Here is a 26,311-nt window from a genome sequence, read left to right on the forward strand (position 1 = left end):
AGCATGTCTAACCAAATCTCCTCTATTCCAACACATACCTTTGATGCGGTAATCGTTGGTGGCGGTGGCGCTGGTATGCGTGCATCGCTGCAATTGGCACAAAGTGGCCAAAAAGTCGCATTGATTTCGAAAGTATTTCCTACTCGTTCGCACACAGTATCTGCTCAAGGCGGTATTACTGTTGCTCTGGGTAATTCTCACCCGGATGACTGGCGCTGGCACATGTTTGATACCGTTAAAGGTTCGGACTACATTGGTGACCAGGATGCTATTGAGTACATGTGTGAAAATGGCCCAGCAGCAGTTTATGAGCTTGAGCACATGGGTTTGCCTTTTTCTCGTTTAGATAATGGCAAAATTTATCAACGTCCATTCGGTGGTCAGTCTAAAGAATTTGGTGGCGAGCAGGCTGCTCGTACTGCTGCGGCAGCTGATCGTACTGGTCATGCCTTATTGCACACCTTGTATCAGGCTAACCTTAAAGCCAACACTCAGTTCTTTAATGAGTGGTATGCAATGGATTTGGTACGCAATGAGGAAGGTGACGTTTGTGGTGTCACCGCCATGTGCATTGAAACGGGCGAAATTGCTTTGTTTAAATCGCGTGCTACGGTATTTGCAACTGGTGGTTCTGGTCGTATCTATGCATCAACTACCAATGCATTGATCAACACTGGTGATGGCGTTGGTATGGCGTTGCGTGCAGGCTTGCCGGTTCAGGATATCGAAATGTGGCAGTTCCACCCAACCGGTATTGCTGGTGCGGGTACTCTGGTAACAGAAGGCTGTCGTGGTGAAGGTGGTTACCTGATCAATAAGGATGGCGAGCGCTTCATGGAGCGTTACGCTCCTAATGCTAAAGACTTGGCATCGCGTGACGTTGTAGCCCGTTCGATGATGAAAGAGATTCTGGCTGGCCGTGGTGCAGGTCCAAATGGCGATCACGTTTTCCTAAAGCTTGATCACCTTGGTGAAGAGGTCTTGAACTCTCGTCTACCAGGTATTAGCGAGCTTTCGAAAATTTTCGCTCACGTTGACCCTGCAAAAGATCCAATTCCAGTAGTTCCAACCTGTCACTATATGATGGGTGGTATTCCTACCAATAAGTTTGGTCAGGTCATTGACCGTACGCCAGCCGGTGAAGAGAAGGTTGTAAAAGGCTTCTATGCTGTGGGTGAAGTGGCATGTGTATCTGTACACGGTGCAAACCGCCTGGGCGGTAACTCATTGCTTGACCTTGTGGTCTTTGGCCGTGCTGCTGGTTTACACCTTGAAGAATCGCTACGTGAAGGCTTGCCTTTCTCTGACTATAACGACTCAGACGCTGAGCGTGCTCTAAATCGTATTAATCGTTGGGATAGTACTAACGAAGGTGAAGATCCTGTTGAGCTTCGTCGTGAACTTCAAAATACCATGCAGAACCACTTCGGTGTATTCCGTACCGGTGATTTGATGAAAGAAGGTCTGGACAAGATTAAGTCATTGCGTGAGCGTTTGAAAAACGCACGTTTAAAAGACAAATCAAAAGCTTTTAATACTGAACGTATTGAGTGTCTTGAGCTTGAGAACTTGATGGAAGTGGCTTACGCAACAGCCATGGCTGCTGAGTTCCGTACAGAAAGTCGTGGTGCTCATAGTCGTGAAGACTTCCCGGATCGTGATGACGAAAACTGGTTAGCGCACTCAGTTTATTACCCAGTAACTGAAGAAATGGGTAAGCGTGATGTCAACATGAGCCCAACCAAAATCGAAGCTTTCCCTCCGAAAGCCCGTACATATTAATCTGTAGCTACAGAATACGGAGTGAAGCAAATGAAATTTAGTATTTATCGCTACAACCCAGAGACTGATAAAAAACCTTATATGCAGGAATATGACTTAGACGTTCCTGAAGGTTCTGACATGATGTTGTTGGATGCTCTGGTAGCATTGAAGAATCAAGACCCAACATTATCTTTCCGTCGTTCGTGCCGTGAAGGTGTTTGTGGTTCTGATGGTATGAATATCAACGGTAAAAACGGCCTAGCATGTATTACTGCATTGTCTAGTCTGAAAGCACCGATTGTGATCCGTCCTTTACCTGGTTTGCCAGTCATTCGTGACCTGGTTGTGGATATGGCTCAGTTCTACAAGCAATATGAGAAAATTAAGCCATTCTTGATTGCGAATGATGAACCACCAGCAAAAGAACGCTTACAGTCACCTGAAGACCGAGCAAAACTAGACGGTCTTTACGAGTGTATCTTGTGTGCCTGTTGTTCAACATCATGCCCATCATTCTGGTGGAATCCTGACAAATTCGTTGGTCCAGCAGGTTTGTTGCAGGCTTATCGTTTCCTTATTGATAGCCGTGACACTCAGACAGAAGAGCGTCTCGCAGAATTGGATGATGCTTACAGCGTATTCCGTTGCCGCGGTATCATGAACTGTGTGGATGTTTGCCCGAAAGGTCTAAACCCAACGCGCGCAATCGGCCATATCCGTTCAATGTTGCTGAAAAGCGGAGTTTAACTGAGCTGATTTAACAGCAATTAATAGACGAAAAGACCGGGGCCTCAAAGCTCTGCTCTTTTCGTCTTTTTTTGCCAGAACGGCGATATTTTTTGATACATCAATTTTTTTGATGTCAGTTAAAGAAGGATTAGCTGTAGTATGTTGAAGGCAGTTAATTCATAAAAACAATGAGTTAATCAGGTTTTCTTAAACAGGACTTTTACAAATTAAAGACTTAATACTGTGTTAAGACTCCTGATTTTTAGTTATCATAGCGACTTAAATACCTAGAGTGGTGTTACGATACATGAAAAATGGGTTAGAGGCGATGTTCGAGAGCGCCTACCTATCCGGTAGCAGCGCAAGCTATCTGGAAGAATTATACGAGCAATACTTAGAAGATCCTCAGTCTGTTGATTCTGACTGGCGAGAAAAATTCGATGAGTTCGCCAAGAACGCTGATACAAAAGATGTCTCACATAGTGACATTCGTGAGCATTTTCGTCAGATTGGTCTTAACCGTCAAAAGATTGCCTTTACTCAAGGTGGTGGCTCCTCTGTTGCTGATCCAAAGCAAGTTAAAGTACTGCACCTTATAGAATCTTATCGTGCACGTGGTCATCACCACGCCAACATTGACCCTTTGGGCTTATGGAAACATCCTTACCCAACGAATTTAAGCCTGGAAAGTTTTGAGCTATCTGAGGCTGATCTGGATACCAAGTTCCATGTGGGTAATTTAGCGGGCCCTGACCAGCAAACTCTGAAAGAAATCCTACAGCGCCTGAAGGAAACCTATTCCAATACCATTGGTGCAGAGTTCTTACATATCAATGACTTAACAGAGCGTCGTTGGATTCAGGAAAAACTCGAAGAAGCTAACTCTTCTCATCAATTCCGTGAAGAAACTCGTAAAAAAATACTGGAAGGCCTAACAGCAGCTGAAGGGCTAGAGAAATATCTGGGCTCAAAATTTCCAGGAGCAAAGCGTTTCTCATTGGAAGGTGGCGATAGCTTAATTCCTATGATGCGTGACATGATTAATCAGTCAGGCATAAATGGCGCCAAGGAAGTTGTTATTGGTATGGCTCACCGCGGTCGTCTTAACGTTCTTGTTAACGTTATGGGCAAAAATCCGCAGGTGCTATTTGACGAATTCGCAGGAAAGAATGCAGTTGTTGAGAACGGCTCTTCCGGTGACGTGAAATACCACATGGGTTATTCCAATGATGTGGAAACAGAGGGTGGCCCAGTTCACCTTGCATTGGCCTTCAATCCATCACATCTTGAGATTGTTAGCCCAGTAGTTCTGGGTTCTGTGCGTGCTCGTCAGGAGCGTCGTAACGACAAAGACTGTGATCAGGTTATCCCAGTACTAATTCATGGGGATTCAGCCGTGACCGGACAGGGTGTGGTGATGGAGACCTTCAACATGTCACAAGCACGTGGCTTCTATGTTGGTGGTTCTGTCCATATTGTTATCAATAACCAGGTTGGTTTCACCACATCTAAACTTCACGATACACGTTCCACCGCCTACTGTACTGACGTTGCAAAGATGGTTGAAGCTCCGGTATTTCATGTTAATGGTGATGATCCAGAAGCAGTGCTATATGTAACCCGACTTGCTCTTGAGTTCCGTAAGAAGTTTAAGAAAGACGTTGTTATTGATTTAGTTTGCTATCGTCGTCATGGTCACAATGAAGCTGATGAGCCAAATGCGACTCAGCCTTTGATGTATCAAAAGATCAAAAAGCATCCAACACCTCGCAAAATCTATGAAGATAGGCTGATTGATAATAAGGTTTTGTCTGCTGAAGACGCTAAAAAAATGTTGGATGATTATCGTGATTTGCTAGATGCTGGCAAATCAGTAGTCAGTAACCGCATCGAAAACCATAAGCGCGAATATAACGTTGATTGGTCGCCATTTTTAAACCAAACTTGGCAATCACCGGCTGATACAGGCTTGAGCCAATCTAAGTTCGAAGAACTCGCAGAACGAATTTGTTATTATCCTAAAGACTTGCCTCTACAGTCACGCGTCAAAAAGTTGATGGGTGAGCGTAAAAAGATGGCAAAGGGTGAAGTCAACATGGACTGGGGCTTTGCGGAAACTATGGCCTATGCTTCATTACTTGACCAAGGTTTTGAAGTTCGACTTTGTGGTCAGGATAGTGGACGCGGTACTTTCTTCCATCGTCATGCGGTTTTACATGATCAGGATGATGCAGAAGTTTATATTCCACTGCAACACATTAAAGATGACCAGCCTCAGTTTACAGTTATTGATTCGGTATTATCGGAAGAAGCTGTATTAGCCTTTGAGTATGGCTATTCAACTAATGAACCGAACTCAATGGCTATCTGGGAAGCTCAGTTTGGTGATTTTGCCAATGGCGCTCAGGTAGTAATTGACCAGTTTATAAGTTCAGGTGAACAGAAGTGGGGCCGTTTATCCGGACTGAGTCTTTTCTTGCCTCATGGCTATGAAGGGCAAGGTCCAGAGCATAGCTCAGCACGCTTGGAACGCTTCTTGCAGCTTTCAGCTGAGCATAATATTCAGGTAGTTGTGCCTTCAACTCCAGCGCAGGCTTTTCATATGATTCGTCGTCAGATGATTCGTCCATTGCGTAAGCCTCTGATTGTAATGACGCCAAAGAGTTTACTACGTCATAAATTGGCAGTATCAACTATTGATGAGCTGACAAATGGGCAATTCCAGAACGCTATTGATGAAGTTGATGGCTTGGATAAAAACAAAGTAACACGTATCGTAATGTGCTCTGGAAAAGTCTACTATGACTTGCTTGAAAAGCGTCGCGAACAAGAACTGAACAATGTTGCTATTATTCGTATTGAGCAGTTGTATCCTTTCCCGCATGAAGAAGTGAAAGAGATTATGGCTCAATATAAAAAGGCAAAAGAATTTGTATGGTGTCAAGAAGAGCCACAAAACCAGGGTGCCTGGTATTGCTCACGTCATAACCTCGATGAAGCTGTTCCTAATGGCTCAAAAGTTGATTATGCAGGTAGAGAAGCATCAGCAGCACCGGCTGTCGGTTATGCTTCTATTCATAATGAGCAACAGGCAAAACTTGTAAAAGATGCGCTTGGCATCAAATAACGAATTGAATTAATTTAGGTAAGGTAAAAGGTTAAAACATGGCTATCGAAATTAAAGTTCCTGTGTTACCTGAGTCAGTAGCTGATGCTACGATTGCAACATGGCACGTTAAGCCAGGTGAGTCTGTTTCAAGAGATCAAAATCTGGTCGATATTGAAACTGATAAAGTTGTTCTTGAAGTTGTGGCTCCGGATGACGGCGTAATTTCTGAAATTATCAAAGAAGAAGGTGACACTGTACTTCAGGAAGAGGTTATCGCTAAGTTTGAAGCTGGTGCATCTGGTGACGCAAAAGCTGAAAGCAGTGATGACAAAAAAGACAGCTCATCAAAAGAAGAGTCTTCCAAAGAAGAGAAAAAAGAAGAAGCTAAAGAAGAAACCTCCTCAGCAGATTTGGATGTTTTATCTCCAGCTGTTCGCCGTCTGGTAGCCGAGCACAATCTTGACCCTAAACAAATTCCAGCAAGCGGCAAAGGTGGTCGTTTAACTAAGGAAGATGTTGAAAAATTTATTAAAGACGGTGGTGCATCAGCTAAATCATCAGATAGCAAGAAAGATTCTGGTTCAGCACCTGTATCAGCCGGCTTGCGTGAAGAAAAGCGTGTTCCAATGACTCGTCTGCGTAAGCGTATTGCTGAGCGTCTTGTTGAAGCGCAACATACTGCTGCAATCTTAACGACTTTCAATGATATCAACATGAAAGAAGTTGTAGATTTGCGTGCTAGATATAAAGAACAGTTTGAAAAAGTTCATGGTACACGTCTAGGCTTCATGTCTTTCTTTGTTAAGGCAACTGTAGAAGCTCTAAAACGTTACCCAGCAGTAAATGCCTCTATTGATGGTGATGATATTGTCTACCATGGTTACTATGATATAGGTGTTGCAGTTTCTTCACCACGTGGTTTGGTAGTACCTGTATTGCGTGATGCAGACACACTAAGCCTTGCTGAAATTGAAGCTAAGATCCGTGAATTTGGTGAAAAAGCTCGTGATAATAAGCTGACTGTTGAAGACATGACAGGTGGTACTTTCACGATCTCTAATGGTGGTGTTTTTGGTTCCTTAATGGCCACACCAATCATTAACCCTCCACAAAGCGGCATTCTTGGTATGAACCGTATGGAAGATCGACCTGTGGTTATTAATGGCGAAATTGTAATTCGTCCAATGATGAACGTTGCATTGTCTTACGACCATAGAATTATTGATGGACGCGAATCTGTGGGCTTCTTGAAAACGATTAAAGAGTTCATTGAAGACCCAGCTCGCATGTTGCTGGATCTATAAGCTCCAGAATCTAAGCACTGATGCCGAACTTATGTTCGGCATTAGCGTTTTTAGTTACCTTAAGTTTTAAATTCTACGTGCTTGTAAAAGTACTTATGCCAAAGTAATAGGAACATAAACATGAACCTACATGAGTATCAAGGTAAACAGCTTTTTAGAGAGTATGGTTTGCCAGTATCGGAGGGTTATGCAGTCGATAACCCTCAGTCTGCGTTTGAAGCAGCTGGCCGCATTGGCGGCAGTATGTGGGTGGTAAAAGCCCAGGTACATGCCGGTGGTCGTGGTAAAGCTGGTGGCGTAAAGCTAGTAAAGACAAAAGATGAAGTTAAAGAGTTTGCTAAGCAATGGCTTGGTAAGAACCTTGTAACTTATCAAACTGATGCAAACGGTCAGCCAGTCAGCAAAATTCTGGTAGAAGAGTGCACTGACATTGCTCAAGAGCTTTACTTGGGTGCAGTCGTTGATCGTTCTAGCCGCCGCGTTGTGTTCATGGCATCAACTGAAGGCGGTGTTGAAATTGAGAAAGTTGCTGAAGAAACTCCTGAGAAGATTCTTAAAGCAACCATCGATCCACTAGTTGGTGCTCAGCCATATCAAGGTCGTGAACTTGCATTCAAGCTAGGCTTGGAAGGTAAGCAGGTAAAGCAATTCACTCATATCTTCTTGCAATTGGCAAAGATGTTTGTCGAAAAAGATTTAGCACTTCTTGAGATTAACCCACTGGTTATCAAAGAAGATGGTGATCTGCATTGCTTAGATGCAAAAATTAACATTGATGGTAACGCAATGTACCGTCATCCTAAATTGGCAGAGATGCATGATCCTTCTCAGGAAGATGAGCGTGAAGCGCATGCTGCAAAATTCGAACTTAACTATGTAGCACTTGATGGCAACATCGGCTGTATGGTTAACGGTGCGGGTCTTGCGATGGGCACTATGGACATCATTAAATTGCATGGCGGTGAGCCAGCAAACTTCCTTGATGTTGGTGGTGGTGCTACTAAAGAGCGCGTTACAGAAGCATTCAAAATTATCCTTTCGGATTCAAATGTAAAAGCCGTTCTGGTTAATATCTTCGGTGGTATCGTACGTTGTGACCTGATTGCAGAAGGTATCATTGGTGCCGTTAAAGAAGTTGGCGTTAAAGTTCCAGTTGTTGTTCGCCTTGAAGGTAACAATGCCGAACTTGGTACAAAGGTTCTTGCTGAGTCTGGCTTGAACATTATCGCAGCTGAAGGCTTAACAGACGCAGCGAAAAAAGTAGTTGCTGCAGCGGAGGGCAAATAATGAGTATTTTAATTGATAAAAACACCAAAGTTATTTGTCAGGGTATTACCGGTTCTCAAGGTACATTCCATACTGAGCAAGCAATCGAATACGGCACTAACATGGTTGGTGGTGTAACACCTGGTAAAGGTGGTCAAACTCATCTTGGTTTGCCTGTCTTCAATACAGTTAAAGATGCGGTTGAAGCAACCGGTGCTGAAGCTTCAGTAATCTATGTTCCTGCGCCTTTCTGTAAAGACTCAATTTTAGAAGCTGCCAATGCTGGTATTAAGCTAGTGGTTTGTATTACTGAAGGCATTCCTACTATGGATATGCTTGAAGCTAAGATTGTCTGTGATGAATTAGGTGTGCGTCTTATCGGTCCTAACTGCCCGGGCGTTATTACTCCTGGTGAATGTAAGATTGGTATTATGCCGGGTCACATTCACTTGCCAGGTAAAGTAGGTATCGTTTCTCGTTCGGGAACTTTGACTTATGAAGCCGTTAAGCAAACAACTGATTTCGGTTTTGGTCAATCAACCTGTGTTGGTATCGGCGGTGACCCAATCCCTGGTTCTAACTTCATCGATATCCTGAAAATGTTCCAGGAAGATCCAGCAACAGAAGCAATCGTTATGATTGGTGAAATTGGTGGCTCTGCTGAAGAAGAAGCTGCCGCTTTCATAAAAGAAAACGTTACTAAGCCAGTAGTTTCTTACATTGCTGGAGTTACAGCACCTCCGGGTAAGCGTATGGGCCATGCTGGCGCCATTATTGCTGGTGGTAAAGGTACTGCTGCTGAGAAATTTGCAGCATTAGAAGACGCCGGTGTTAAAACCGTGCGTTCGCTAGCTGATATCGGTAGTGCTTTGAAGGAAGTTACAGGCTGGTAATCAGTTAATTAGTTGTATCAGAAACCGTCCAAGGTAACTTGGACGGTTTTTTTATGTCTGTGGGATATGTATAGAAGTGAAAGATATTGTAATACTTATTAACAAATAGCGACTACAAAGTTACATGGCTTTTATGGATACTCCATGCTCCTATTGGATTATGTTTTGGTATTGATAATTAAGAGGGATATATGACTCTAAAACTTAAAACAGCAGCCTTAGCTCTGGTTTTAACCACCAGTGTGTCTACTGCTTTTGCTAAATTACCTAAGGGCGTAGAAAAGGTTACTACGGTCGAGGGAATTTCTGAATATCGCCTGGATAACGGTCTGCAGGTCCTGCTATTCCCGGATCCAACTCAGGAATCGATTACGGTAAATATTACCTATCATGTGGGTTCAAAGCATGAGAATTATGGTGAAACCGGTATGGCTCACCTACTTGAGCACCTGGTTTTTAAAGGAACCCCGGATCACAAAAATATCCCTCAAGAGTTAAGTGAGCGTGGGGCAGAACCGAATGGTACTACATGGTTAGACCGCACTAACTATTATGAAACGTTTGCTGCTACGGAAGATAATCTAAATTGGGCATTAGATTTAGAGTCTGATCGTATGATTAATTCCTTTATAGCCAAGGAAGACCTGGATAGTGAAATGACCGTTGTCCGCAATGAGCTAGAAAACGGTGAAAACAGTCCAATGCGTGTTTTGATGCAACGCTTAATGTCAGTTGCTTATGACTGGCATAATTATGGCAAGTCTACCATTGGCGCACGCTCAGATCTTGAGAACGTTGATATCAAAAATCTACAGGCTTTCTATAAGAAATATTATCAGCCAGACAATGCTACTTTAATCATTGCCGGTAAAATTGATGAAGAATCGACTATAAAAAAAGTCGACAAGTATTTTGGCGATATCAAAAAACCAAAGCGTATATTACCTGAACTCTACACAGAAGAACCCATTCAAGATGGCGAGCGTAAGGTAATCATTCGCCGTACGGGTGATGTACAGGTCGTTGGTGGCTTATATAAAACTCCTGCTGGGCCTCACGCAGATTACGCAGCAGTTCAAATCTTGTCACAAATCATGGGTGACTCACAGACTGGTCGTTTGCGTAAAGAGTTGGTTGAGAAGGATTTAGCCGCTTCTGCTGGCGGCTTTGCGTTTCAATTAGCTGAGCCTGGTGCCTTGTTGTTTATGGCTCAGGTTGCAAAAGATAAGGATCTTGCAAAAACAGAAGCTGCATTCGTAGATGTGATTGAAGGTGTTGCCAACAACCCAATTACTGAGGAAGAAGTCGAGCGTGCTAAAACCAAGTTATTGAAAGGTATCGAATTAAGTTTCAACAATACTCAAAGTGTTGCCCTTCAATTAACTGAGTGGGTTGGTATGGGCGACTGGCGATTATTGTTTTTGAACCGCGATCGCTTGGAGAAAGTCACTGCAGAAGATGTGCAAAAAGCAGCTGAAGAGTACTTGGTCAATGACAATCGTACGGTCGCGCTGTTTATTCCAGAGGAAAAGCCTGACCGTGCTGACTCTATTGCACGACTGAATAGTGAAGACATTCAAAAAATGTTGGAAGGTTACACTGGTAGGGAAGCTGTAGCGCAGGGTGAAGATTTTGACGCTTCTTATGACAATATTGATGCACGCAGTGAACGCACAACGCTTTCTAATGGCGCCAAAGTGGTTTACTTACCTAAGAAAACACGCGGTGAGTCTGTGGTTATGACTATCAACTTGGATATAGGTAACCTTGATGACTTGCGTAATGCAGGTGTTGTACCTTCATTGACTTCAAGCATGTTGATGCGTGGTACTGAAAACTTTACCCGTGAAGAACTTCAAGCTGAGTTTGATCGCCTGAAAGCAAACGTGAGTGTTTCCGGTGGCGCTACCAGTACTGGTGTACGTATTCAGACTGTTAAAGAAAACTTGCCAAAAGTTCTTGAATTGGTAGAAGAGGTTCTTAAGCAACCAGCTTTTGATCAAAAAGAACTGGAAGTGCTTAAAAAGCAACAAATTGTTGCTCTTGAACAGCAAAAACAACAACCACAAACGCAAGTATTCCTGCAGCTAAATCAGCACTTAAACCCTTATGACCCAAGCCATCCTTTGTACAGTATGAGCATTGATGAGCAGATTGAGGCGATTAAAGCAGTTGAAGTTGATAACCTTAAGGCTTTCCACAGCAACTTTATTGGTGCCAAAGAAGCGGATATTGCTGTCGTGGGTGATTTTGAACGTGATTCTTTACACAAGCAGCTAGATTCAATCCTTGGAAACTGGGATGCTGATGTTGAGTATAAGCGTATCGAGCGAAGCGTTGCAGATGTTGAAGCGATAAATAAATTTATCGACACACCAGATAAAGCCGGTGCTGCTTTTGCTGCCATGACTAAGTTAGAGTTGAGTGATCAGCACCCGGATTATGCAGCTTTGAAAATGGCAAACGAAATCTTTGGCGGTGGATTTTTAAACAGTCGTCTAGCGACACGACTACGTCAAAAAGATGGTTTGAGTTATGGAGCCGGTTCTTTCTTTAGTGCAAGCTCTTATGACGAGAATGCCACTTTTGGTGCATACGCTATTGCTGCTCCTGAGAACTTACCTCGTGTAGAAGTTGGTTTTAAGGAAGAATTAGAACGTGCATTGAAAGATGGCTTTACTCAAGAAGAGCTGGATAAAGCGCGCGATGGTGTTCTACAGAACAACCGCATTGACCGTTCAAAAGATGCGCGCCTTGTTAGCAGTCTAGCCGGTAGCCTCGATCTTGAGCGTACTATGGAATGGTCAAAAGAGTACGAAGAAAAACTTAAGGCACTTACTTTGAAAGATGTAAATGATGCATTCCGTCGTCATATTAAGATGGACAACATTTCAATCATCAAAGCAGGTGATAAAGCGAAGTTAGAAGCTGAATAATCATATCGCTTCTTTCTACCTAAAAAAGCCACGACCCAGGTCGTGGCTTTTTGTTTGCTAAGAGTAAGTTAATTTCTACCAGTCATAATCAACAGAATAATTAACTTTAGTCTCACCATTAGCAGGCACTGTTACTTTAAAGTGTATATGACGTGAGTCCTGCTTTTCATAATCGTGTGACTTGCGTGTAATTTTCCAATTAGACCAGCGGTACAATGTTTCTCGTATAACTACTGTAACAGCTTCATCCTTGTGATTCTTCAGCGTAATTTCAAAGCTCTCGCTTAGTTCTTTTTTCTTGGAGTCTATCTGATAGCTGGTCTGTTTACGTTCGCCTTTAACATCAAACGCATTACCCATTTTTATCAGAACTTCTTCATCCTTTGGTGTATGGTCGATCATGTCTTCACCAATAAACTCAAGGCTTCCGTCGGTATCCCGTTGGTTAACACGAATTCTTCCTGCAGGAAGAGGGACTCCTAACTGGTTGTCATCCTCATTGGTGAAACGCAAATATACATTGACGTCTGAGGCAATATTTTTCCCATAACTTTCATTGGTGTTGATACCCTGATACCCATAAAGTTGGCTTGATGCGTCAAAGACAAGTTCTTTATTACACTGAATATCTTTAACCGATGGGAACAGTTCGAGCTGTTTGGTAGAGTTATTAGGCAAATCGGCCGGACGACCGAGGGTGTAAAGGTGATATTCAAAGAATGCTTTCTCTTCGAAGCCCTTGTCCATCATGGCTTCTTCTGAAACGCGAGATGCCATAACTCTTGGAGGCTCATTCTGTTGAGCGCGATTAACATCACCGGCAATCAATTTAAGTTTAGCTTTGTTAAAACTAGCACCAGACTGGTTAATGATACTTACCCAGCTCGATAGATCCATATGACAGCCCTTGGATTCATCATAAGTTACATTGTAATCCGTCCACCAGGTCATCCCCTCGGTTTGATAGCTTAGTTCAATAGTCTGCTTTCCAGCTGCGGGAGAGTAGAGATCCCAGATAAGTGTCGGCTTTGTACGAAGGCCTTCTGGCAAGTCTGGAAAAATTATGCCGGCATAATATCCAATAGTTCTAATATTTCCTTTTTCCGTTTTCAATACGAGATTACCATCGGCGCTTAATAGCTCACCCTTGATATCTACCAGCTCGTCTCCCTGTACTTGTTGAATGGTAACTGTTTTGCCTAGAAATCGTTGCAGGAGTTGTTGCTGATTGACCAGGTCAAACTGGTAGCTTTGCTCCAGAACTCGAGTTTGCTTATTGTCAAGGGAGCGAAATGATACAGTTGTTGGGTCAATAAAAGCCGCAACATCACTCACTTGAATACGGTTTTGTCCTTTATTGAGTTGGTAGTTTCGAACTGACTTAACGACTCCATAACCGGGCACTCTATAATAACCTCGGTTTTGACCGGGAACTGGTCGATAAAGGTCGGGATTGATGGCACCTGGCTGGGCACTGCTATAGATGGTAATGGCGTCCTGTTCTTCGGCGCTGGCGCTTGAGTTACATCCCAGTAGGGTAAAGGCTATCAGAGATGGGATTATACTCCGTAAGAATAGTGGTTTTGTGTTTGACGTTATTTTCATAGTCTTAACCTTATGTTGTAATTTCATCCATATAAACGTCAGATTAACCGAAAAGGGTTAAGACCGACAACCAGTTGTTAACTGTCGAGGTACTCTTGTGTTGCTAAAGAATATTGTAGTTTCTATCGTCTTTTTATCAGGCTTAATTTTTTCAACAGGGCTACTTGCTAATGAACCACTAGAGTTTAGAGCGGAGGAGAGCTTTATTAAGTTTAGTGGAGTTCAAAATAAGAAGACTGAATTTAATGGTCAGTTTCAATCATTTGAGCCTATTATCGTTTTTAATAAAAATCAGTTAGAGCAGAGTTCAATACGCGTAAATGTCGATCTTGCCAGCGTTGAGAGTGGGAGTGAAAAGCGAGATGGTATGCTCAAGAAAAACAACTGGTTTGATGTTGAAAACACACCTCAGGGAGTGTTTAAAAGTCAGCAGATACAGTTAGATTCTGACAGTGTTTATAAGGTTGAAGGGAGCTTAACTATTAAAGGAATTGAAAAACCTGTGACGCTGTTCATGAATTATGTGGAACTGGGTGGCTTGATAGAGCTATCAGGAAGCTATACATTAAACAGACTCGATTTCAATCTTGGACTTGGTGCTTGGAAGAACCCAGATTGGGTACAGCACGAAGTCGAAGTTAATTATAAAGTAGTTTTAAAACAATAACCCTGGCTCGCTATCTATAAGTTTTAAGCGGGCTTTAACCATATAGCAAAGCCCGTATGAAACATTCTGTTTTATCGGTTGTTACGGTATGTTTAATATCGTTCAACGCACAAGCTAATGTTCTCAAAATTGACTCGCACATGGCTGATCAAATTACATCTATCTGTAAATTTGTTCAGGGAAAGGGTCACCCAGAAGACTTGCGTCTTAAAGGTATGGCCTGGTGCAAAGTCGGTGTTGACTATCTACCCGATGAGTTTTCAGATCAGAAACTTCAAGTTAGAAAGCTATACAACTCGAAAGAGTTTAAAGAGTTAAAAGAGAACAAAAAGTTTGCAAAATATTTAAGTAAGGCTCGACGTAGAATTGCTGAGGTGTCGCTAGGAATGGCTAGCTTCAGTGAATAAATAGAGAAAAAATTAAGTCCCACCAGTTTACTAACATAGCGATAGTAAAGCAGAGCAAATGGCGCTCTTAATTGAGCGCCTTTGCATTTTCAAGCCGAATATTTAATGATTTCCTTAGCCAAGACTTGGCAAGTCTAGCTCGCTAACCATCTCATTGAATACACCTTCATCGATTAATGATTTTATGGATTCGATATCGGGTCCAAAATGACGGTCTTTCTCGTAATAAGGAACTTTTTCACGAATCAAATCATAAGCTTTCTGTAGGCGAGGGGATGTTTTCAGAGGTGCTCTGAAATCTATTCCCTGTACTGCAGATAGCAACTCAACGGCAATTACACCGGCGGTATTAAAGTTCATGTCGCGAAGGCGTCGCGCGGCAAAAGTTGCCATGGATACATGATCTTCCTGATTAGCGGATGTTGGTAAACTATCCACTGATGCAGGATGAGCCAGCGTTTTATTTTCCGAAGCGAGTGCTGCTGCTGTTACCTGGGCGATCATAAAGCCAGAATTGACGCCACCATCTTGAACCAGGAATGCTGGCAATCCGCTTAAATGTTTATCAAGCATCAGTGCAATACGGCGCTCTACAATGGCACCTACCTCTGAAATGACGATAGCAAGCAGATCCGAAGACATGGCAACAGGCTCAGCGTGGAAATTACCACCTGAAATAATATCGCCTTGTTCAGGGAACACTAATGGGTTATCTGACACCGCATTGGCTTCGGTGAGAAGCACTGATGCTGCAAAACGCATGTGATCCAAAGCAGCACCCATTACCTGAGGTTGGCAGCGTAGCGAGTAGGGGTCTTGTACCTTGTCGCAGTCTTCATGCGAATTATTGATTTCGCTGTCTTTAACCAAGTTAAGCAAACTTAATGCAACCTGTTGTTGGCCTTTATGACCTCGCACCTGATGAATGCGTGCATCAAAAGGTGCAACACTACCCATAACCGCATCGACAGAAAGGCCGCCGGCAACAATCGCAGCAGCAAAGTTATTTTCGGCACCAAACAATCCCGCCAAAGCCAGAGCCGTTGAGCATTGAGTACCGTTCAATAACGCTAGTCCTTCTTTAGCGCCAAGCGTTAAAGGTTCCAGACCAGCAATTTTTAATCCTTCAACCGCAGAAATGACCTGGCCTTTATGGCGAACCTGGCCTACACCAATCAAGGTGCAGCTCATATGGGCCAGTGGAGCTAAGTCACCTGATGCGCCAACGGAGCCTTTTTCAGGAATACACGGATAGACCTGGTGATTGACTAAGCTGATCAGGGCATCAACGGTTTCGCGACGCACACCAGAATGACCCTGCGCTAGGCTTGATAGTTTGAGTACCATCAATAAGCGAACCACATTATCAGCCAGTAGCTCACCAATACCAGCAGCATGAGAGAGCACTAGGCTTTCCTGTAGCAGCTCCAGTTTTTCCTTGGGAATGCGTGTCGATGCCAACAAACCAAAGCCGGTATTGATGCCATAAACCGTTTTATTATTGTTAATCACATCAGCGACGGTTTGCGCGGCGCGGTCTATCACTGGGTAGAAATCATTATTCAAATTGATTGACACTGATTCCTGATAAATGCGTCTACAATCAGCTAAAGATAACTGACCAGGGGTTAAGGTAAATTCGAACATAGTGTTACTACCTCTTAAGAATTTTGTTCATTGAGCATGGGAAGATCGAGACCTTGCTCTTTGGCGCATTGTTTAGCGATGTCATAGCCTGCATCAGCATGGCGCATAACACCCGTTGCTGGGTCATTGAATAGCACACGCTCAATACGCTTGTCAGCTTCTTCGGTACCGTCACAACAAATCACCACTCCAGAATGTTGCGAGAAGCCCATGCCAACGCCGCCACCGTGGTGCAATGAAACCCAGGTCGCACCACCAGCAACATTTAGCATCGCATTTAATAGTGGCCAATCGGATACCGCATCCGAGCCATCCATCATACCTTCGGTTTCGCGGTTGGGGCTGGCAACAGATCCAGAATCCAGGTGGTCACGTCCAATAACAACTGGTGCTTTCAGCTCACCGTTACGAACCATCTCATTGAAAGCCAGACCAAGCTTATGACGCAGACCAAGTCCAACCCAGCAAATTCGCGCAGGCAAACCTTGGAATTGAATACGTTCACGCGCCATATCCAGCCAGTTATGAAGGTGCGGATCGTCTGCGATGATTTCTTTGACCTTCTGATCGGTTTTGTAAATATCTTCTGGGTCACCGGAAAGAGCAGCCCAGCGGAATGGACCGACGCCACGGCAGAAAAGAGGGCGGATGTAGGCTGGCACAAACCCAGGAAAATCAAAAGCGTTGTTAACGCCTTCTTCAAGCGCCATTTGACGGATATTGTTACCGTAATCAACCGTTGGGATACCTTGATGGTAAAAGTCCAGCATCGCTTGGACTTGAACAGCCATTGATTTCTTCGCTTCTTTACTCACAAGTTCAGGATTAGCTTGCGCTTCTTTGCGCCACTGTTCAACCGTCCAGCCAATGGGAAGATAGCCGTTGACAGGATCATGAGCAGAAGTCTGGTCTGTCACCAGATCAGGCTTAATACCACGCTTGTAGAGTTCAGGGAAAACTTCAGCAGCATTACCAAGTAGGCCAATCGAAATAGCCTGCCCCTTATCAAGTGCTTCGTTAAGTTGAGCAATGGCTTCATCAACACTGGTTGCTTTTTTATCAACGTAGCCAGTGCGGATGCGGAAATCGATGCGCGTTTCATCGCACTCTACCGCTATCATGCAGTATCCAGCCATCGTCGCAGCCAGTGGTTGCGCACCGCCCATGCCACCTAGACCACCGGTCAGGATCCACTTACCTTGGGTTTCGCCATTAAAGTGCTGACGTCCTGCTTCGACAAATGTTTCATAGGTACCTTGCACGATGCCCTGACTACCGATATAGATCCAGGAGCCTGCAGTCATCTGGCCATACATCATCAGGCCTTTCTTATCGAGCTCATTAAAATGCTCCCAGTTAGCCCAATGAGGAACCAAGTTAGAATTAGCGATTAACACCCGAGGTGCATCGCTATGAGTCTTAAATACCCCCACTGGCTTACCAGACTGAACGAGTAGAGTTTCGTCATCGTTTAGACGTTTAAGAGTGTCTACGATCTTGTCATAGCACTCCCAATTTCTGGCTGCTCGACCAATACCACCATAGACCACTAAGCCTTGAGGATGCTCTGCAACGTCAGGGTCAAGATTATTCATCAGCATACGAAGTGGTGCTTCGGTAAGCCATGATTTGGCATTTAGCTTAGAGCCATGTGGCGCACGAATGACGCGATCGGGATCAAAACGATTCTTGTCAGTCATATCTGTATTCCTCTTTATCGAGTCTCTATAACTCGGTTAGTTGATGTTCGGTTTTAAAACGTCCGGTGATACGGAAGCGGCTGGCAGGGTGATAAAGCTGGCTGTAGCTGACCAGAATTTCATTTGACCAGGTTGCTCGGTCAATACATAGCACAGGCTCATTTTCCTGTAGCTTTAAGGTCACCTGCATGAAAGGGTCAGCTTCGCGTGCTTCAATCTGATGCTCTACTTCGGTCAGCGGTGCCACCTTCGACAAATAGACATTCGGAGTAATGTTTGAATAGTCCTGTTTCAAATAATCTGGCGCTGCTTTGGGGTTTACATAACGTTGCTCTATTTGTATTGGCTTATCGTTATCTTTATGCACCATGATAGAATGGTAAATATCGTCACCTTCCTCAAGCTCAAAACGATTCAATAGGTGAGAAGGGCATTGCTCCTTTTGGAGCAAGATAAGTTCATTCGAATAGTGTCCACCGCGCTCCACAACTTCTTCAGCTATATTGCGAATTTTAAGCATCGGCGAGTAAAGCTTTTTTGGAGCTACAAAGGTACCGCGACCCTGCACCCGATATAAGATGCCTTCTTCCGTAAGTTCATCCAGGGCACGACGTGCCGTCATGCGGCTGACTTTGCAGGTTTCAACCAGTTCATTCTCAGAAGGCACCCGTTTATGCTCTTTCCAGCGTTGCTGTTCGATGCCTTGTTTAATAAACTCTTTAACGGTGATGTAAAGGCGAGTATTCTGTTCTGTCATTAATGCTTCCAATACACTTTCAGTGTCTGTAATTCCTGGCAAATATTGGGCAATAGTATTTGCCGTTTGACTAATTTTATGGGTCTTGTATGCTAGGTTGTATATACAACCAAAAATACAACTCAAAAGCAACTCCTTAACATCATAAATTTATATCGTGAATCAGTAGAGAAATATCCATTCTTATGAATATCAATCAGTTAATTGAACAATTTGAAGCCCAGTCTATTGCTGGTGGCGACTTTAATCATAGAAATCATCTTCGCGTAGCCTGGCACTACATCAATCACTACTCGGTTTCGAGTGCTCGTGAGCGCGTTCATCAGGGGCTGATTAAGCTGACCAAGGTTTTAGGTGCGGAAGAAAAGTACCATCGAACCATGACCGATTTTTTTATCGACTATCTGCTGCAGGTAAAATGGTATTTAAACACTGACTCCTGGGAGCAGGTAGAAGAGCGTTGTGGGTATTTATTGAATGATGCCAAGTCGTTAATAGGTATCTATTATTCAGAGTCGTTACTGGGCTCAGATCATGCACGGAAAGAATATATAGAGCCGGATCGGTTAGTGCTTGACCGAGCTACACTTATGCTACAACCCGAAGACTACCCTGTGTTTGATATGCAACTTCATGATTCACCGATTATTGTTTCAATGCCACATCATGGACAGTTCATTCCGCACGATATTGTTAAACAGATGACTGCAGCCGCAAATGACAGCGCTGATACCGACTGGTATCTAACCGATTTATATGAGTTTTTAGATGAAGTTGGCGTTACACGAATCAATGCTAACTATTCGCGCTATACGATAGATCTCAATCGGGATAAATCCGGCGAGGTTCTCTATGCGGGTGCGGACAATACTGAGTTATGCCCAACCAGTAACTTTGATCGTGAGCCTCTATACGCAGAAGACAACTTGCCAGATAGCGAAGAAATTAGTCGCAGAGTTGCTCATTATTGGCAACCCTATCATGACCAACTACAGAAGCTCATTGCTCGTGCAAAAGAGCAATTTGGCTATTGCCTATTATTTGAAGCGCATACTATTCAGTCGCATGTGCCTCGTTTTTTCGAGGGCCGTTTACCGGACTTTAATTTCGGCACTAATAACGGTGCAACAGTCAGTTCGGAAATTGCTGCATTACTGGAAGAATTTGATACCAGAGAGTTTAGTAAAATCATTAATGGTCGTTTCAAGGGTGGCTATATTACTCGACATTATGCTGATCCGGAGAGTCAGGTTTATTGTTTGCAACTGGAATTGTCACAGATTACTTATCTTGATGAGCAATTACGATTGTTTGATAAAACAAAAGCTCAACAGGTCCAAAAGCCTATCAAGGATTTGTTCCAAAAGTTAGCCGAACTTTTGCATAAGAAATAATAATCAATGGAGTTCGATTCATTAAAAGATATACAGCAAAAATGTGTCTAAATTCATGTCTTGTTCACCCTAAATTGGTATGCTAAATGCGTGTTTAATCAAACGTAAAAGGTGACGAAATGCGTAAGATTCTATTAACAGTTGTTTTAGCTTTATTTGCTATGCCTTTGTTTGCAAAAGATGTTGTTGTAAACAGTAATGACGCAATGAAATTCGACGTTAGCGAAATTAAAGTAAAGGCTGGTGAAGAAATAAAATTAACCTTGAATCACACTGGTAAATTGGCTAAAGACGTCATGGGCCATAACTTTGTGGTATTGGCACAGGGCACTGATGTTCAAGCCTTTGCTAATGCTGCTATTCAGGCAAAAGCCAATGATTACATTCCTGAAGGTAATGACAGTGTATTAGCTCACACCAAAGTCATTGGCGGTGGCGAAAGTGACACCATTACTTTTACATTGAAAGAAAAGGGTACGTATGAGTTTATCTGCAGTTTCCCTGGTCACTCTTTCATGATGAAAGGTGTCATCATTGTAGAATAAATCGTTGAGTAAGCGTCTTACTTAACACTCTCAATAGAAAAGAGCGTTCATCTGAACGCTCTTTTTTTGCCTGGGCTAAGGATAATGGGTCTTAACCTTTGAATGTTCGAGTCCAATTGCTTCCGCCAAGCTGGTAACTTAGTTGGTTAGGATGATCGATATCCCATAAAACCATATCTGCTTTTTTTCCAACCTCTAGGGTTCCTATTTCCTTACTTAAGCCGAGTGCTTTAGCGGCATTGATGGTCACTCCCTGTAATGATTCTAACGGAGTCATTCGGAATAGAGTGCAGGCCATATTCAACATTAGCAATAAGGATTCGGCGGGTGATGTTCCTGGATTACTGTCAGTGGCAATTGCCATCGGAACCTGTTTGTCCCGTAGTGCCTGGATGGGCGGTAATTTAGTTTCTCTCAGAAAGTAAAAAGCGCCGGGTAACAGCACCGCAACTGTGCCACTTTTGGCCATTTTCTCGATGGATTCTTGCGATAAATACTCAAGATGATCCGCAGACAGCGCATCAAAGTCTGCTGCAAGGCCAGCACCTGACTGATCGGATAATTGTTCCGCATGGAGTTTGACCGGAAGTCCAAGCTGTTTCGCGGTTTCGAAGACTTTTTGGGTTTGCTGATAGCTGAATCCTATGTTTTCACAAAATGCATCCACTGCATCAGCCAGCTCAAGTTCCGCGATGGTTGGTAGCATTTCGTTGCACACTAAATCGATATAATCATCAGCGCGGTCTTTGTATTCTGGAGGGAGTGCGTGCGCACCGAGAAATGTAGTGGAAACTCTTACCGGAAATTCTTTGCCAAGTCTTCTGGCAACTTTCAGCATTTTGATTTCAGTTTCGGTATCCAGTCCGTAGCCTGATTTAATTTCAATGGTGGTGAGCCCCTCTTTAAGTAAAGACTTCAAACGCTTTGATGCAGTTTCAAACAACTGCTGTTCAGTTGCGGCGCGTGTTGCCCTTACTGAAGAGAGAATGCCTCCACCTGCTTTTGCAATTTCTTCGTAACTGGCACCGTTTAGACGCATTTCAAACTCATTCGCTCGATTGCCGCCATAAACAAGGTGAGTATGACAATCAATCAAACCTGGAGTTAACCATTGATTATGGGCATTAATGACAGTCTCTGCGTTGCTCTCTAGTTCATTGGCGGCGTTCAGTTGCTCTTGAGTGCCTATAAATTCTATAACCCCTGATTTAACACCTAAACAGGCATTTTCAATGATGCCATAATCGCCATGAGTTGCCATGCTGGCAATATTCACATTATGAATAAGGTAATCAAAGGGTTTAGTTTCTGGTTGGCTCATATTATGATCCCGTTTCTTACAAAGATTAACAGACAGGTTGACCCATCAATGACTTCTAATACTGAAACACATATTTTCGCCAAGCAGGTTTTAACAGACTCCGGCTGGGCTAATGATGTTCTGATAAGGGTCGATTGTAATGGCGTTATCCTAGAATTGAAACCAGACACGCAGCTTGAGGCTGATTTTTCTGGCATACGTCTGCAAGGAGCGATCATTCCAGGTTTGCCGAATAGCCATTCTCATGCTTTTCAGTGGGCAATGGCTGGTTTAGGTGAAAAAAGCGGCAAGGGTGGCGATAGCTTCTGGACCTGGCGTCAGGCAATGTATGGTTTCGTTGATGCGATTCAGCCTGAAGATCTGCAAGCAATAGCATCGGCGCTTTACATGCAAATGTTAAAAGCCGGTTATACTTCTGTCGGTGAGTTCCATTACTTGCACCATGATATCAGTGGCAACTTGTATGCAAACCCTGCTGAGATGTCCCAACGTATTTTTGAGTCTGCAATAGAATCCGGTATAAATTTGACCTTATTGCCAGTATTTTATCGCTACAGTGGTTTTGGTGAGCAGGCGCCTAATTCGGGTCAAAAGCGTTTTCTTCATGACCAGGACGCATATGCCAACTTACTTGATAAAGTTTCAGAGCTTTCTGAGCAATATCAGCAGTCATACGGTATAGCTCCCCACTCGTTGCGAGCAGTTAATGGAAAGGATCTAGAGTTCGCCATTAATCATTTGAACAGTCTTAATAACCAGGCACCGATTCATATTCATATTGCGGAGCAGATGAAAGAAGTTAATGACTGTTTGGAGTTTCATGGTAAGCGCCCAGTAGAGTGGCTGACCGAACAACAGGATGTTAATGAGCGTTGGTGTCTTGTGCATGCCACCCATATGAATGCAGAGGAAGTTAAGCGGGTTGCTGAGTCAGAAGCTGTGGTCGCTATTTGTACAACAACTGAAGCAAATCTGGGTGATGGCTTTTTCCCAATGCTTGATTATAAACATCAGCAGGGGCGATGGTCGATAGGGAGTGATAGTCATATATCTGTTGATGCCGTAGAAGAGTTACGCTGGCTAGAATATCAGCAAAGATTATCTCAGCAGTCAAGAACGGTATTAGTCGAGAAAGAATTTAGCTCAAATGGTTTATGGTTGTGGCAGCAGGCTGCACGTTCAGGGGCACAAACTTTAGGGCAAAAGACAGGAGCGATTACAGTTGGTTGTCAGGCTGATTTCATTGAGCTGAATACGGACAGTTTTTCATTAATGGGTAAAGGAAGCGATCAACTGATGGATGCATTTATTTTTAATCATCAATTTAGTAATGATGCAATTCGTTCAGTGTGGGCAAAAGGGAAGTGCCAAGTCGAAAATGGCATTCATCGAAATGAAGAAGAAATAAGAAAGGCTTACAGTAAAACTATTAATCGCCTGCGTCAGTGCATAAATTGATTAACTTTGTTTTAAGCTGGTGTATATCGATCGGCTTAGGAAGATAGTGAGCGTTTAGGGATTTAAATAACTCTGTTTCCTTGACGCTTGAATCACTGCTGATTACTAAAATACTGGTTTTCTCCATTTGGTCATTAAGTTCACTGGCAAAGTTTGTAAAAAAGAAAGGATCAGGATCATGGAAAAATTCTGAGTTGACCATGATGATATCGAACTTTTCGTGGCGAATTTTTTGTAGAACTACTTGTTTTGCCGATGCTTTCTCTGTATTAACACCCAGCTTTTCGAGATAGCCCATCAGTACCATCTTATCAATAGGATCTGAGTCAAATATCAGGGCATTAATATCAGTTTCAATTGGCGTTACACTCTCTGTCCAGACTTCAGGTTCATCCGTCGCTAATGTTGCAACAGGAATTTCAATTCTGACTTCTTTTTCAAAGTAAAAATACTCGCCCCCAAACTTTCGCAATAAGTGTTTGGCTGCAATTAAGTGAACATTGTTGCTGTAACAGGTAATCGGTGACTCATGAGAAAAGTGGAACAAGCTTTGAGTATTTACACCTTCAATAAAGTAATCAGCATCCGATTCGATCGAAATTCTTAGAATAGTGTTATCTTTTATTGCTTGCCTTTGATCAAAAGAAATACTGAGCTGATGCCCAGCGCAGACCTTTATTAATTGCTCAACCAGTAATAATAAAAAGCGTTTAAAATTATCTCTATCAATTATTAGCTGACGATTAATACGGTCACCACTATAGGTATCATAAATCGTCACTTGTTGGCTTTTTGCCAGGCCAGAGAGCTCGGTTATTACCTGTTTTAATAAATCTCTTGACCATATAGAACTCTTGCGATCGCCAATATGCTGTGTGATGGACTGATAGAATAGCTGGATAGTTTCATCATCATGTTCTATAGGGTTTTCAAGCAAGAAGCCAAGGAATTCCTGTAATTCAGTATTTGCATCGCGTCTGGCCTGAGCCACTTCCGTTTTAAGCAATGTTAGTTGATGTTCTAAGTTTTTATTCTGTAAAAATATATCGATAATCGCTTTAATTAAAGCCTGGGCTTCCTGTGTTTTAGTGTTATAGAGAATATTTCTTGGTAATACCGAACGGTTTAGGGACTCGGTCATTTTTTTCATAATGCGACTGGTGTAGCTGAGGCGGTAATACATATATGCCCAAAGCATTGTTTGATAAGTTTGTATTTCCTGAGAGGTAGGACTATACGCCAGAGGGGTCATGCTTAGGGTTACTTCGCCTAGTCGCCTTTCCAGCTTGACGCTTTGCAATATTTCTTCATTTAAAAGTAAAGAATCACTTAAAGAGCTACTTGGGCTTTGATCTATCGGCTGGGTAAAATTAATTAGCTCAACATCTTCAGGTATTGATAACAGGTCTCGATTATCCAACTGTGCCATGACATTTGATTGATTGTCATAGACAGTAATCATGGCAAGCCCTTGGTTATTTCTTAGAGCTTCCAATGAGTTCTTTAGATCTACTTTGTTACCAAAAGAGAGTCCATATTCAAGTTCAATTGTCAGGTTTGCAAGAATGGACTGGCTGAGGTTTTTTTGCTGATAATAATGTTGTTGTTGGCTTGCTTTGCTCAATAAGTAATTTGCAACAAACAGAAGCGCTATTACGGCAAGAATGAATGCCAGGTTGTATTGATTAACATACTTTGCGCGCTTCACAATTGATCCTTCTCTGAGGGTATCTGTTCTAAGTTGTTTTCTTCATACGCTGAAAGGTTCAGCTTATTCAACTCAGATTGTAACGTCTCTTTAGAGACCATATCTAGCCCCAGGGAGCGAGCAACTTCCGAGTTATATTTAATATCATAATAAGCGCTATGTCTGATGAAGTTTTTGAATCCGTGAGTAAGCATTTTATTTGCGGATTCTCTCAAATCGTCTATCAACATTTCAGGAGTGGTAAAAGTGGTTGCAACTGCACCAGCATTTACAAGTCCTACAGAATAACCAATGATAACTTTTCGCTGGCGATAGCTGCTCAGTAAAACCCTTGGCAAAGTCTGGCTGTTATAAATGACAGGATCAGGCTGAGCTATTATAAAGTCTGAGTTTTGAGAGAGTGCAGGGAATTGCCTGGCTACCTCAGAGGCCTGTTTGATTTGGATCGTTTGCAAGTTCAAGCCTGTTGCATTTATTGCAGATTCATAACCCTCCAGGAAATAAGGGGAGTCCATCGAATACATGACACCAACAGATTTTGACAATGGCAATAACAGTTTACCGAGTACAATTTGTCGTTGTGGATCTGGGTCATAGAAAATGGCGCTTATTGAAGAGGGTGGGGGAATTTGACTCACCAGCTCTTTCCATTCCTGAGAAGTGATAAGAGCTGCCAGTACAGGGCCTTGGTATTCTGATTTAAGCAGTTCTTCGAGTGGTGAGTAACCTAAGCTTATGATGAGCTCGGATTGAGGCTTGAGAATTTTCCAGTCTTCCAATGAAATATTAACAATTCGATAGTCGTCAGCAAGAGAAGATAAAGAGAGGCTTTTGGCGATAGTTGAGTAATTACTGGAGAAGTGTTGCGCAATGATAGTAATTTGTTTTTGTGGCGGTGAATTTTCACCTTGCTCTTGAGCTGTATAGGCAAAAGGAAATCCTCCCGCCAATAGAAATAACGCTAAAAGCAGTTTGTTATATGTTTTAAAAGCCCTAAGAAAGCAGTCCATATTCCATCAATCTATTTCTAATATTCCTTGCTACGAATGCGCAGTAATATCAAATGTACGATATTCCAATAATTTATACACTCAGTTAATG

19 protein-coding genes are annotated in these 26,311 nt (G+C 42.9%); 12 read left to right on the forward strand and 7 right to left on the reverse strand.

Annotated features, from left to right (window positions below):
* Positions 1-3: 3 nt before the first annotated feature.
* The 7 genes from sdhA to B158_RS0107150 all read left to right on the forward strand — a co-directional run bounded on the left by sdhA (position 4) and on the right by B158_RS0107150 (position 12,001).
* Entirely contained in the window at positions 4-1,782 is a 1,779-nt protein-coding gene (gene sdhA / locus B158_RS0107120) for a succinate dehydrogenase flavoprotein subunit (RefSeq protein ID WP_018624677.1), read from the forward strand.
* A 30-nt stretch (positions 1,783-1,812) separates the two neighbouring features.
* Positions 1,813-2,511, forward strand: a complete 699-nt coding sequence (locus B158_RS0107125) for a succinate dehydrogenase iron-sulfur subunit (protein WP_018624678.1) — start codon at positions 1,813-1,815, stop codon at positions 2,509-2,511.
* A gap of 289 nt (positions 2,512-2,800) precedes the next feature.
* Entirely contained in the window at positions 2,801-5,620 is a 2,820-nt protein-coding gene (locus tag B158_RS0107130) for a 2-oxoglutarate dehydrogenase E1 component (protein ID WP_018624679.1), read from the forward strand.
* Positions 5,621-5,658: 38 nt separating this feature from the next.
* Complete coding sequence (gene odhB, locus B158_RS0107135; RefSeq protein ID WP_018624680.1) at positions 5,659-6,906, forward strand: 2-oxoglutarate dehydrogenase complex dihydrolipoyllysine-residue succinyltransferase; 1,248 nt, start codon at positions 5,659-5,661, stop codon at positions 6,904-6,906.
* Between the two features lie 120 nt (positions 6,907-7,026).
* A complete protein-coding gene (gene sucC / locus B158_RS0107140; protein ID WP_018624681.1) occupies positions 7,027-8,193 on the forward strand; it encodes an ADP-forming succinate--CoA ligase subunit beta in 1,167 nt (388 codons plus the stop codon).
* Positions 8,193-9,065: a succinate--CoA ligase subunit alpha gene (gene sucD, locus B158_RS0107145; RefSeq protein WP_018624682.1), complete on the forward strand. Its 873-nt coding sequence runs from the start codon at positions 8,193-8,195 to the stop codon at positions 9,063-9,065. The genes sucC and sucD overlap by 1 nt, the downstream gene beginning before the upstream one ends.
* A gap of 191 nt (positions 9,066-9,256) precedes the next feature.
* The gene (locus B158_RS0107150; RefSeq protein WP_018624683.1) at positions 9,257-12,001 is read left to right on the forward strand and encodes a M16 family metallopeptidase; all 2,745 of its coding nucleotides are present in this window, start codon (positions 9,257-9,259) and stop codon (positions 11,999-12,001) included.
* A gap of 75 nt (positions 12,002-12,076) precedes the next feature.
* Here B158_RS0107150 and B158_RS0107155 read toward each other — a convergent pair whose 3' ends face one another.
* Positions 12,077-13,606 carry a DUF4139 domain-containing protein gene (locus B158_RS0107155; RefSeq protein WP_018624684.1) on the reverse strand — a complete coding sequence of 510 codons (1,530 nt, stop codon included), beginning with the start codon at positions 13,604-13,606 and terminating at the stop codon, positions 12,077-12,079.
* 97 nt (positions 13,607-13,703) lie between these two features.
* Between B158_RS0107155 and B158_RS0107160 the strand changes: the two genes are divergently transcribed.
* Together B158_RS0107160 and B158_RS0107165 are read left to right on the forward strand one after the other, a co-directional pair.
* On the forward strand, positions 13,704-14,273 hold the full coding sequence (locus tag B158_RS0107160; protein WP_018624685.1) for a YceI family protein: 570 nt from the start codon (positions 13,704-13,706) through the stop codon (positions 14,271-14,273).
* A gap of 56 nt (positions 14,274-14,329) precedes the next feature.
* Positions 14,330-14,680, forward strand: a complete 351-nt coding sequence (locus B158_RS0107165; RefSeq protein WP_018624686.1) for a hypothetical protein — start codon at positions 14,330-14,332, stop codon at positions 14,678-14,680.
* 114 nt (positions 14,681-14,794) lie between these two features.
* On the opposite strand, the gene hutH is transcribed toward B158_RS0107165, so the two are convergent.
* Genes hutH through hutC form a run of 3 tightly spaced genes read right to left on the reverse strand, consistent with a single transcriptional unit; the run spans position 14,795 to position 18,784 of the window.
* The gene (gene hutH, locus B158_RS0107170) at positions 14,795-16,327 is read right to left on the reverse strand and encodes a histidine ammonia-lyase (protein WP_018624687.1); all 1,533 of its coding nucleotides are present in this window, start codon (positions 16,325-16,327) and stop codon (positions 14,795-14,797) included.
* A 14-nt stretch (positions 16,328-16,341) separates the two neighbouring features.
* Positions 16,342-18,027 (reverse strand): urocanate hydratase, encoded by a 1,686-nt coding sequence (gene hutU, locus B158_RS0107175; RefSeq protein ID WP_018624688.1) that lies wholly within the window; start codon positions 18,025-18,027, stop codon positions 16,342-16,344.
* Positions 18,028-18,052: 25 nt separating this feature from the next.
* Positions 18,053-18,784: a histidine utilization repressor gene (gene hutC, locus B158_RS0107180; RefSeq protein WP_018624689.1), complete on the reverse strand. Its 732-nt coding sequence runs from the start codon at positions 18,782-18,784 to the stop codon at positions 18,053-18,055.
* Positions 18,785-18,969: 185 nt separating this feature from the next.
* On the opposite strand from hutC, the gene hutG reads away from it, so the two are divergent.
* Positions 18,970-20,178 (forward strand): N-formylglutamate deformylase, encoded by a 1,209-nt coding sequence (gene hutG / locus B158_RS12960; protein WP_018624690.1) that lies wholly within the window; start codon positions 18,970-18,972, stop codon positions 20,176-20,178.
* 119 nt (positions 20,179-20,297) lie between these two features.
* Positions 20,298-20,723, forward strand: a complete 426-nt coding sequence (gene azu / locus B158_RS0107190; RefSeq protein WP_018624691.1) for an azurin — start codon at positions 20,298-20,300, stop codon at positions 20,721-20,723.
* Positions 20,724-20,814: 91 nt separating this feature from the next.
* On the opposite strand, the gene hutI is transcribed toward azu, so the two are convergent.
* Positions 20,815-22,044 (reverse strand): imidazolonepropionase, encoded by a 1,230-nt coding sequence (gene hutI, locus B158_RS0107195; protein ID WP_018624692.1) that lies wholly within the window; start codon positions 22,042-22,044, stop codon positions 20,815-20,817.
* A gap of 48 nt (positions 22,045-22,092) precedes the next feature.
* Between hutI and B158_RS0107200 the strand changes: the two genes are divergently transcribed.
* Positions 22,093-23,502, forward strand: a complete 1,410-nt coding sequence (locus B158_RS0107200; RefSeq protein WP_026309296.1) for a formimidoylglutamate deiminase — start codon at positions 22,093-22,095, stop codon at positions 23,500-23,502.
* Here the strand turns inward: B158_RS0107200 and B158_RS0107205 are convergent.
* Both B158_RS0107205 and B158_RS0107210 read right to left on the reverse strand, forming a co-directional pair.
* A complete protein-coding gene (locus tag B158_RS0107205) occupies positions 23,474-25,210 on the reverse strand; it encodes a response regulator (protein WP_018624694.1) in 1,737 nt (578 codons plus the stop codon). The genes B158_RS0107200 and B158_RS0107205 overlap by 29 nt on opposite strands.
* Complete coding sequence (locus B158_RS0107210; RefSeq protein WP_018624695.1) at positions 25,207-26,220, reverse strand: ABC transporter substrate-binding protein; 1,014 nt, start codon at positions 26,218-26,220, stop codon at positions 25,207-25,209. Before B158_RS0107210 ends, B158_RS0107205 begins: the two co-directional genes overlap by 4 nt.
* Positions 26,221-26,311: the final 91 nt, after the last annotated feature.

This window comes from Kangiella aquimarina DSM 16071 (genome assembly GCF_000374105.1).
Lineage (GTDB): Bacteria > Pseudomonadota > Gammaproteobacteria > Enterobacterales > Kangiellaceae > Kangiella > Kangiella aquimarina.